The sequence below is a fragment of the Syntrophomonas sp. genome (assembly GCF_028707975.1).
Taxonomy (GTDB): domain Bacteria; phylum Bacillota; class Syntrophomonadia; order Syntrophomonadales; family Syntrophomonadaceae; genus Syntrophomonas.
The window spans coordinates 1-10,152 of record NZ_JAQVZX010000066.1 but is presented as its reverse complement, the minus strand read 5'-3'; the positions used below and the strand labels follow the sequence as shown (position 1 = coordinate 10,152).

The following is a 10,152-nucleotide window of genomic DNA, read 5'->3' as shown; positions in this document are numbered from 1 at the left end:
TGGTCAAGATGGGAGAATTCCCGGCCCGTTCTTTTACTGAGCTTTTTGATCAGACCCGCGAATTACCCTGGTCTGATTGGCTGCCGGTCAACGCTAACTTCCCGGTGCAGGGAAAGTCCATCCGCTCTCAATTGTTCAGTGTGCCCGACTGCCAGGCGATTGTCAAAAAGGCCGTAGTGGAGAGCTTGAAGGGCCGTTATCACCAGGAATGGTTTGAGGAAAGCGGGCCTCGCTATACTATAGAAGTGGCCCTGCTTAAAGATATAGCCACCCTGACTCTGGATAGCAGTGGGGCGGGACTGCACAAGCGAGGCTATCGCCAGCTGTCCAGCGCAGCCCCGCTCAAAGAAACCCTGGCAGCGGCCATGATAGACTTGAGTCGCTGGCACCCGGACCGGCTGATGTTCGACCCCTTCTGTGGTTCCGGCACCATCCCCATTGAAGCGGCCATGATAGCTTTAAACCAGGCCCCAGGTCTTAAGCGAGAATTTGCAGCGGAGAAATGGCCGGTAATTCCCCAAAAACATTGGCTAGATGCCAGAAGTGAAGCCAATGACCTGCTTAAGCGGGATTTGACATTGAAGATTCGGGGGACTGATATAAACAAGGAGGTTCTAAGCCTGGCCCGCTATCATGCTCGCCAGGCCGGGTTGGAGGGGCATATTCATTTCCAGCAGATGCCGGTAAACCAGCTTCAAACTCGGGAAAAGTATGGATTTCTAATTTGCAATCCGCCTTACGGTCAACGGCTGGAAGACCTGTCTACGGTGGAAAAGCTGTACCGGGAAATGGCAGCTGTTTTCAAAAAGAACCTGGAAACCTGGTCTTTCTATGTCCTGACCGCATATAAAGATTTTGAGCATATATTTGGACGTAGTGCGGATAAGAGAAGAAAACTATATAATGGACGGATAGAGACCCATTTTTATCAGTTCTTCGGTCCTAAACCGCCCCGCCGGAACCGCGAAGCGGAGATGCTTGAAAATGATTTTGATAAAGCTGGGCAGGGGAAAGGACTTATTTAGCGAATATTCCCTATGGCTAAATTATTCGTAAGATTGTAAAAAAACGGGAAGGTGATGAAGTGCAGTCAGAACTTATGCGTATTTTGGCAGAAAAGCAGGAACGCAAAGAAAACATAGCGCTGGTTACCGTAATATCTTCCAATAGCCCGAGGGGTTGCCGAGCAGGGGAGATGATGCTGGTAGACCGCTTTGGCTATATAATTGGCGATGGCATCGGGGACAGCTTGTTGCAGGAAAATGCCCAAAGAGAAGCCCAGATTTGTATAAATGAAGGGATTTCCCGTAGAGTGATTCTCCCCTCGGAAGAGGGCATGACCGAGGTCTTCATAAATGCTTTTTGTCATCGCGACCAGCTGATAATAGTAGGCTCGGGTAATGTGGCTTTAAATGTTTATAGAATTGCCTCTATTGTGGGCTACAGCATAACTGTCATTGATAATAGGGCAGAAACGCTTAGCCGGGATAGATTTCCCGAGGCTAGGGAACTGCTGCTGGGAGATATTATTGAGTTGCTCAAAGCCTATGATATTGACGAAAATACCAGTATCGTTCTGCTAAGTTACCATCATGAATTTGATGAAGCGGCCCTGCTGACGGTAATCCATTCTCCAGCCAGGTATATTGGCATTATGGGCAATAAACACAAGGTAACCGCTTATTTTAGCAAGTTAAATGAGTTGAATATTGCCGAGGAACTGATTAACCGGGTTCATGTGCCGGTGGGTATTGACATAGGGGGAGAAAGAGCGACTGAAATAGCGCTAGCGGTAGTGGCAGAGATGCAGGCGATTAAATATGGATGTACCGGGGGGTTTCGCATCCTGCAAAGTGAGATAACGGGTAAAGTAGAACGGGATGAGCTCTTTTGATACAGAAGGCGGAACTGAAGGAGGTAGCTGGTTTTATGAGCTAAGAGCCGTAAACACTGCCGATATTTGGATGTTTCCCTGGACTATGAATTGTTTGCCTGGAGTAATATTTCATGCTATAATTCCGTTTAGGTAAAGTGTTTAATAATTTACGCCCTCCCTTTACGGAAGGGTTTTGTTTTCTTTAGCATGTTATTCTCGTAGAAACACGGATAAAGCCCCATATAGGCTTTGATATTCGGAATATTGTAAAGATAGTCCAAAAAAGTGACATTGCTTAAAGCAGTTGGCTTTTTGCATTTTATCAAGTTAAGATTTGCCGTGCTAGATGGGGAGGTAGCGGTGCCCTGTAACCTGCAACCCGCTATAGCAGGGTCGAATTCCTGAGCCGAGGGTCTATCTTGTGAGGTCCGGCTGGAAAAAGTGGCGCTGAAGTTTGGGTCCTTTGCAATGAGAACCTTTGAACCGTGTCAGGTCCGGAAGGAAGCAGCACTAAGAAGCAAATCTCGTGTGACGAAGGGAAGCCTGGATGGAGCAAACTAGTCCAGTAACGCTCGGAAGGTATTCTCGAGGCCAGGTGCACGGCTTAATATTTTTCAAGGGCAGGTTTATAACCTGCTTTTTGTTTTTAGCCAATGCAGGGAAAAGGGCTTCGAACGAGAAAGAATATAAGAAAGCAGGCAAGAAGGAGGATGAGGCGGTGGCTTATCTGGCATTATACCGAGCATGGAGACCAAGGCGTTTTGCAGAGGTGGTAGGGCAGGAGAAAACGGTAATGGCGCTAAGGAACGCTGTTCGGGAGGGGAAGGTAAGCCATGCCTACCTTTTTTCCGGGCCCCGGGGAACAGGGAAAACCAGTATTGCCAAAATAATTGCCAAGGCCGTTAATTGTGAGAATTTGGCCGAGGGAGAACCCTGCAACTCATGTTCCTCTTGCCAGGATATAAATAACGGCAACTTTATGGATGTAATTGAGATAGATGCGGCTTCTAACCGGGGAATTGACGAGATTCGCGATTTGCGCGAGAAGGTGAGAGTATTACCGGCGCAAGGAAAAAATAAGGTTTATATTATAGATGAAGTTCATATGCTGACTACGGAAGCCTTTAATGCTTTGTTGAAAACCATCGAAGAACCACCAGACGCAGTTGTTTTTATTTTGGCAACCACTGAACCCCATAAGATACCAGCTACCATTCGTTCTCGCTGCCAAGTTTTTAATTTTCGCAGATTAACTACGGACGAGATATTGGAGAGGTTGACCGATGTTGCGGCCAATGATGAAATAATACTGGAGCCGGAAGCACTGCTCTTATTAGCGCGCCGTGCCAACGGCGGTATGAGAGATGCCTTGAGCATGCTGGATCAAATTTATTCCTACAAGGGAAATAATATAAGTAAACAAGATGTCCTGGAAGTGATGGGACTGGTGGACGATTTGTTCATGACGCAGCTTTTTGCGGCCGTCTTTTCCCAGAATACACCGGCAATTATAGAAATACTGGGAACTGCCTTCAGCGAGGGCAAGGAAGCCCAGCATCTGGCCCGGGAAGCAGCAATGTTCCTGCGGGATTTCCTGCTCTATCTGGCGTTGGGCAAAGAGGCCGATTTAACTGTAGCGGGAGAGGAAAGCCAGGCTTTTTTCGAGCAGCAAAAAGGCAAAATAAGTAATCAGGGTGTGCTTGGGGCTTTGCGGATAATGATGGATACAGCAGATAAACTAAGGTTCAGTGAAGGACAAAAATACTTGCTGGAAATAGCATTTCTGGAAATGGCAACTTTGTTTCGTGAAGAAACAACTGCCGCCCCGCCGCCTCTGGAGGAGAAAAAGCCAAAGAAGGAGTCAAGCGCGCGCGCGAAACCTCCACAAAATGAAGCCCAGGATCTTTTGTGGAGCAAAATACTTGCGGGAGTAAAAGGAAAAAAGATTCCCACTCATGCCCTGTTAGTGCAAGGAAAGTTGCTGGGCATAAAGGATGATACCATATACATCGCTTATAAAAAGGGATATAAATTCCACAAAGAACGCATGGAGGAAAGAGGAAATAGCGAAATTCTCGCTGCGGTGCTTAAAGAAACATTGGGCCGGGATATGGAGAGCCAGTTTATTTTTCTGGACGATGACCAGTATAATGATATTATTGTAAAAAAGGCAGTTGAATTTTTTGGTGAAGAGCTGGTGGAGATTAAGGATTGACTCTACTGCATATTTATAACTTTTTGCAGTAACATCAGGATTAAGCTTAGCTGAAACAGCTCTTGAATCTAATTGTGAAATCTGAGCTTCAGGGAGAAACCCATTGATATATAAAATATTGCGATAGGAGGAAGAATTGATGAAGTTTAATCCAGGTGGCGGCTCCATGAATAAAATGATTAAACAGGCCAAGCAAGTACAGGAACAAATAGTAAAAATGCAGGAGGAATTGCGCGAGAGAGAAATAGAGGCCTCATCCGGGGGAGGCGTTGTTACAGTTAAAATTAATGGCAAGCAGGAATTAATAGCTATTCAAATCAAACCAGAGGCAGTAGATATGGAGGACCTGGAGATGCTGGAAGACCTGGTACTGGCAGCGGTCAACGAAGGGATTCGCAAATCGCAGGAGATGGTTTCCAGTGAAATGTCGAAAATAACGGGAGGATTTAATATCCCCGGACTATAGGAGATGATCAGCCCAAATGGTATGTCAGGAGGTTCAAGTTTGAAAGAAATTCTTTCATGACGTTTTGTGCCTCAAGAAAGGAATGGACATAATCATGAGATTGGCTCGGCCCTTGGAAAATCTTATCGACCAGCTTTTGAAGCTCCCCGGCATTGGGCCCAAGACCGCCCAAAGGCTGGCGCTCTATATTCTGAAGCTGCCTGAAATAGAAGCCCGGCAGCTAGCCCAGGCTATTGTTGACTGCCGACAAAAAGTTTTTCCCTGTAGCCGCTGCGGCTACTTTACCGATTCTGACCCCTGTATAATCTGCTCGGATGAAGGTCGAGATAAGACTGTAATCTGTATAGGGGAAGAAAGTAGTGATGTTATTGCTATTGAACGTACAGGTTTCAAGGGGCAGTACTTTGTTTTAAATAAGGATTTTAACCTTATGGAGGACAAAGGCTTGGAAGACTTGAATCTCAAACCTTTGGAAGAAAGATTGGCTAGCGGAGAGATTAAAGAAGTGGTTCTGGCATTAAACCCGGATATGGACGGTGAAGTAATGTCCCGCTTCTTGGCGGCGATTGCCAGCAGATTCGGGGTAAAAGCAACGCGACTGGCCCATGGTTTGCCGGTAGGGGGAGATATAGAATTTGCCGATGAAATAACCCTGCGGCGAGCCTTGGAAGGACGCAAAGAATTATAACGAGGTGAAATATGTCTATGCTTTTTTAGCGGCCGGGTTTCAACAAAGAAAACAGGCGGCAAGTTCTAATCCCCCACCTCGTTACAGCGGTGTGTTGAAACTGCTAAAGCAGTTTTTTCTGATGCTTAAAACATAAAAGACAGGCCCCCGGCATAAGATGCTTTAGACAAGTATCTGCTATTAGCACGGGGGGCTTTTCTATGAAAATCTGCTCAACTATCTGGAACTGGGCCTGTAAGTATTTGATTCTTAAAGAAGAAGATGGAATCAAAGAAGAGGCCTCTCTGGAGGAGATGCTTCAAGAAGCACATAGAGAAGTTCAGGAAGCAGAGAACCTCTTTACCCGGGTAGAAGAAGAGGAAATGATAGACTATGCTATATTGAATCTGCAAGCAGCAGAAAAGAGATATAACTATCTTCTAAAAACATTGAAGCAAGATAGAAAACTTGAGACATCCCGGGAAGGCCTGTGAAAAGCATTTATGACAACACTTCAAGAGAGGTGAAAACATGGAGTGGGTTAATGTAATTATAGCGGCCCTCTTTTTCCTGGCGATATTATACATAATAGCCCAGGTGCTTTTGAAGCCAGTGAAGCTTTTGTGGAAACTGGCCATCAACTCGTTAATTGGCCTGGCTTTACTGCTGATCTCCAATTACATCGGGGCCTATTTCCAATTTGATCTGCCGGTCAACATCATTACCGTCCTGGTAGCGGGTTTTCTGGGGTTACCGGGGATTATCCTTCTAATATGCTTCCAGCTCCTGGTAAGATAAGAGAAAAGCAATTTTAAAAGGCCGATAGCTCGGCCTTTTACTTTTCAAATAATATTTACTCAGAAGGGAAAAATACAATTTAAATGATATATTGTCACGGGTAAATATATTGTCACGGGTAAATATATCACGGGGACGGTCCTTCTGATATATATCATAAAATATCTGCGTGAATCAGCGTCTATAATAACCTCCTGTAAGGCTTTAATTTTCATTGGTGGTTGTGGCCCCCGACCATGGGTGGTTCTACAGCAAAAACCCGGTTTTGCCGCCAAGAGTTGCATAAAGCATTATCGTTAAATATGAGTAACATTTGGTTGCAAAAAGATTAATATTGACGCATAATTCATCAATATCTTATACTTAATTAAACACTTTGTTAACCCTATTCCTTTTTCTTCAGGAGGTGTTTTTTTTCACGCAGCAAAATACGGCCAGAGTGGTTGAAGCATATGTGGGCGAATATGCCAGCGGAAAAAGCGAAATGGCCATTAATCGAGCCTTGGAATTAAAAAAGCAGGGCCGGAATGTAACCCTGGTAGACTTGGATACGGTTGAACCTTTCTATACTTTAAGAACACTTAAAAACCAGCTGGAGAAAAAAGGGCTTAAAGTGCTGGCTTTTTCCCGGGAACAATCCTTTGGACTGGGTGAAACGGGAGCCATGCTCAACCCGGCAGCCCGCTGGGCTCTGTGGCAGGAAGGAGATATCATTATGGATGTGGGTTATGGCGTACTCGGCGCCCAGACCCTTAACCTGGTAGAAGGAGCTTACGATTCTCCGGAATTAAAAATCATGGCCGTCGTGAACTATTCCCGTCCCATGACGGGAAACAGGGAAAGAATTAAAAAATATATTAATAGCTTGGGCCGGGTTGATGCTATCGTAGCCAATACCCACATGGGTGATGAAAGCACAGTAGATTTGATAAAAGAAGGAAACCGGGAGATATTTGCCGTTGCTGCTGAACTGGGAATCCCGATATTTTTTCAGGCGTTAGATGAAAAACTAAGAGATGCCTTGGAAGAAAGCTGGGAAATACCGGTAAAATTCATAAAAAGGTTTATGCCGGCGGCAATTTGGTAAAAACGAAAACTCCATCCGGGTAAATAGATATACCCTTTTGCAATTAGCTTTAAATGAACAGGAGGTGTCTTTAATAAATGCCCAAAATTTTTGAAGCAAATAAAAAAGCATTTATTACTGGAAACGAAGCCGTAGCTTGGGCTGCTCTGGCAGCCGGGGCTGAGATTATGTTTGGATACCCCATTACCCCACAAAATGAAGTAATGCATTATTGGACACGCCTTGCTCCCGAATATGGAAAAGGCTTCTTACAGACCGAAGATGAATTGTCGGCCGGCTTTACAGTATGCGGGGCCGTCCAAAGCGGGAAAAAGGCTTTTACTGCCACCGCCGGACCGGGCAATGTTTTGATGCAGGAACCATTTGGCATGGCCGAAGCCATGCGACTCCCGCTCTTTGCTGTAATTCAACAGCGCGGGGGACCCTCTTCAGGTACCGTTGTTTATTCTCAGCAGGAAGTAACATTGACTACTTTTGGTGGAAATGGCGAGGGGCACCGTATCGTATATTCAACCGCCACTCACCAGGAGATTTTTGACTATACCATAAAAGGATTTAATGCCGCCTGGAAATACCGCTTTCCCACTTTCTTACTGGGAGATGGTTACCAGGCTAAGATGCGTGAACCATTGGAGATGTATAACCCGGAAGAACGCGGGATAGAAATGGTTAAAACCTATCCATTAGTCGGACTGGAGGGGAAAATTGGAGAAGACCGGGAGCCCCAGCACCTCTGCAATATTTACAGCCTGGAAGAGGAACTCTATGAAGTTGTAATGAAATTCGCTGCCGAACATGAAGCAATCAGCCCGGAACTGGTTGAATACGAAGAAAAAGAATGCGAAGATGCAGAGATTATTATTCTCTCCCATGGCGTAGTTTCCCGGGCGGCGGACGATGCCGTTAAGATACTCAGAGCCCAGGGCATAAAAGCTGGCTATTTCCGACCAATTACTTTAAGGCCCTTCCCCCAAAAACAATTACGCGAAGCTATAAACCGTAGGCCGGCCCGTAAGCTACTAATAGCCGAATCAGCCTACGGACAATTAGATAGACTTACCAAACAGGAAATATATGGAGAAACCGTGGCTATAGAAAATCTCTTTATGCCCGGAGTAGGAATAATAGATTATGACATTATTAACAAGGTAAAAAGCATCTTGTAGAAGAAGGAGGCCAAGCATAAATGGGAATGATAGCACCAGCAATACCAAAGTCATGGTATCTGCCTTCAAAACCCCACAAATTCTGTCCCGGTTGTGGGCATGGGATCGTCTTGAAGGCCCTGGGTGAAACCATAGATGAATTAGGGATACAAGACCAGGTGGTTTTTGGTTGTGATATCGGCTGTTCGCTCTTATCCTGGAACTTTTTTGCCTGCGATAGCACGCAGACCCATCATGGAAGAACCACTCCGGTTATGGTAGGAATAAAACGCTCCCGTCCGGAGTTGATAACTATAGGCTATATGGGTGACGGAGGAGGATATTCCATAGGTTCGCAACACCTGTTGAATTCGGCTGTCCGCAATGAAAAAGTAACCCTTATTCTTGTAAACAATACCAATTATGGCATGACCGGCGGACAGATGGCCCCTACCACCTTGCCGGGACAGAAAACTGAGACCAGTCCTTTTGGTCGCGATGTTGACCTAACCGGATATCCCACCAGGGGACCGGAATTTATTGCCGAGCTAACTCCCGATAGTGCCTATGTTGCCCGGGCTACTGTTTCCAAGTACAAACAATTGCGTCGCTTCTTAAGAAATGCACTGAGAAATCAGATGGAAGGAAACGGATTCTCCTTTGTGGAGGTTCTTTCTACCTGTCCCACCAACTGGAGAACCAATGCCCAGCAGACCTGGCACTTTTTGGAGGAAGAAATGGAGCAGTATTTCCCCATTGGGGAAATAAAAACCCCGTTTGGAAAGGGGGATAAATAGATGTCGTTGATTAAAATTGCACTGGCTGGCGAAGGCGGGCAGGGAGTACAATCCGTAGCCGAAATATTGGCTGAAGCAGCTTATAATGAAAACAAACAAACCATTTATATCCCTAACTTTGGTCTGGAGCAAAGAGGTGGAGTATCCATCGCTTTCATACAGGTAAGCGATAAAAGGATAGGTGCCCCCAAATTTAGCAAGGCCGATGTAGTAGTAGCTTTGAGCGAACGGGCGATTGGAAGAACTGCAGGATATTCCGACATGAATACCCTGTTTGTTTACGATTCCGGCTTTATGGTAAAGCCGGAGGAATTACCCCGTGAAGCTAAGAAAATTATTGGTATTCCGGCAGTTGATACCGCTAACCGGCAATTGCACCCCAAGGTCTTCAATATTATAATAATGGGGACAGTTATCGGGCTTACCAATGTGGTTAGCTTTGAAGCGGCCAAAGAAGCCCTGGAGAGCAAACTAGCCTATAAATTTGAGAAGAACCCGGATTTGAGGGAATTGAACTTCAAAGCTTTGGCCATTGGCAAGGAGATGGCAGAGCAGTCGCTTAAGGAAGGGGTGGGAAGCAATGCCTAAAGAAATGGAAGCTCTCTCGACACCCATGGAGAAAGCAATATTTCATATATTCCCGGATTATTGTAAAGGCTGTGGACTTTGTAAAGAGAAATGCCCCAACCAGGTTTTGGTTTGGTCGGAAAAGCTAGGGGTCTACGGTACTCCTACCGTGAAACCCAAAGACGAAGATAGCTGCATAGCCTGCATGATATGTGAGATGGTATGCCCTGACTGTGCTATATATATAGAAAGACTCCGGAAGAAAAAAGCCGCCGGATAGCAAAGAACCTTGTCAAATATAAGCTAATATGTTAGTATTGATAAGTACTTCAGCGATATGCGAAGTACTTATTTTATGCCGTGTCAAAAAGCCAAGGAAGTTTCTTGACAGAGGAAAAAGGGCATGGTATTATAATTCTTGCGCGCAAGCAGGGAGCTTGGCAGCGCAAAGCTCTTGATAAAACTGAACAGCAAGACTAGAAGTGCGAAAAAGTTAGATAAGTCTTAAGATGACTTAAACTAACGGCTCTAACG

Annotated in this window: 12 protein-coding genes and 1 other RNA gene; all 13 read left to right on the top strand. The window is 45.4% G+C overall.

Annotated features, from left to right (window positions below; all coding sequences use genetic code 11):
* On the top strand, positions 1-1,025 hold a 1,025-nt coding region (locus PHP87_RS08710), incomplete at its 5' end, for a class I SAM-dependent RNA methyltransferase (RefSeq protein ID WP_299920418.1).
* 59 nt (positions 1,026-1,084) lie between these two features.
* Positions 1,085-1,894 (top strand): XdhC family protein, encoded by an 810-nt coding sequence (locus tag PHP87_RS08705; protein WP_299920417.1) that lies wholly within the window; start codon positions 1,085-1,087, stop codon positions 1,892-1,894.
* A gap of 319 nt (positions 1,895-2,213) precedes the next feature.
* An RNA gene (gene ffs, locus PHP87_RS08700) (signal recognition particle sRNA large type) lies at positions 2,214-2,479 on the top strand.
* A gap of 115 nt (positions 2,480-2,594) precedes the next feature.
* On the top strand, positions 2,595-4,091 hold the full coding sequence (dnaX, locus tag PHP87_RS08695; protein ID WP_299920416.1) for a DNA polymerase III subunit gamma/tau: 1,497 nt from the start codon (positions 2,595-2,597) through the stop codon (positions 4,089-4,091).
* A gap of 139 nt (positions 4,092-4,230) precedes the next feature.
* Positions 4,231-4,557 carry a YbaB/EbfC family nucleoid-associated protein gene (locus PHP87_RS08690; protein WP_299920414.1) on the top strand — a complete coding sequence of 109 codons (327 nt, stop codon included), beginning with the start codon at positions 4,231-4,233 and terminating at the stop codon, positions 4,555-4,557.
* Between the two features lie 94 nt (positions 4,558-4,651).
* A complete protein-coding gene (recR, locus tag PHP87_RS08685) occupies positions 4,652-5,245 on the top strand; it encodes a recombination mediator RecR (protein ID WP_299920413.1) in 594 nt (197 codons plus the stop codon).
* 200 nt (positions 5,246-5,445) lie between these two features.
* Positions 5,446-5,718, top strand: a complete 273-nt coding sequence (locus tag PHP87_RS08680; protein WP_299920411.1) for a DUF2508 family protein — start codon at positions 5,446-5,448, stop codon at positions 5,716-5,718.
* A gap of 37 nt (positions 5,719-5,755) precedes the next feature.
* A complete protein-coding gene (locus PHP87_RS08675; RefSeq protein ID WP_299920409.1) occupies positions 5,756-6,022 on the top strand; it encodes a pro-sigmaK processing inhibitor BofA family protein in 267 nt (88 codons plus the stop codon).
* 439 nt (positions 6,023-6,461) lie between these two features.
* Positions 6,462-7,109 (top strand): hypothetical protein, encoded by a 648-nt coding sequence (locus tag PHP87_RS08670; protein ID WP_299920408.1) that lies wholly within the window; start codon positions 6,462-6,464, stop codon positions 7,107-7,109.
* A 77-nt stretch (positions 7,110-7,186) separates the two neighbouring features.
* Entirely contained in the window at positions 7,187-8,275 is a 1,089-nt protein-coding gene (locus PHP87_RS08665) for a ferredoxin oxidoreductase (protein WP_299920406.1), read from the top strand.
* Positions 8,276-8,295: 20 nt separating this feature from the next.
* Positions 8,296-9,051: a thiamine pyrophosphate-dependent enzyme gene (locus PHP87_RS08660; RefSeq protein WP_299920404.1), complete on the top strand. Its 756-nt coding sequence runs from the start codon at positions 8,296-8,298 to the stop codon at positions 9,049-9,051.
* A complete protein-coding gene (locus PHP87_RS08655) occupies positions 9,052-9,639 on the top strand; it encodes a 2-oxoacid:acceptor oxidoreductase family protein (protein ID WP_299920403.1) in 588 nt (195 codons plus the stop codon). It begins immediately after the preceding gene.
* Positions 9,632-9,898, top strand: coding sequence for a ferredoxin family protein (locus PHP87_RS08650; protein ID WP_299920401.1), 267 nt, complete (start codon positions 9,632-9,634; stop codon positions 9,896-9,898). The genes PHP87_RS08655 and PHP87_RS08650 overlap by 8 nt, the downstream gene beginning before the upstream one ends.
* Positions 9,899-10,152: the final 254 nt, after the last annotated feature.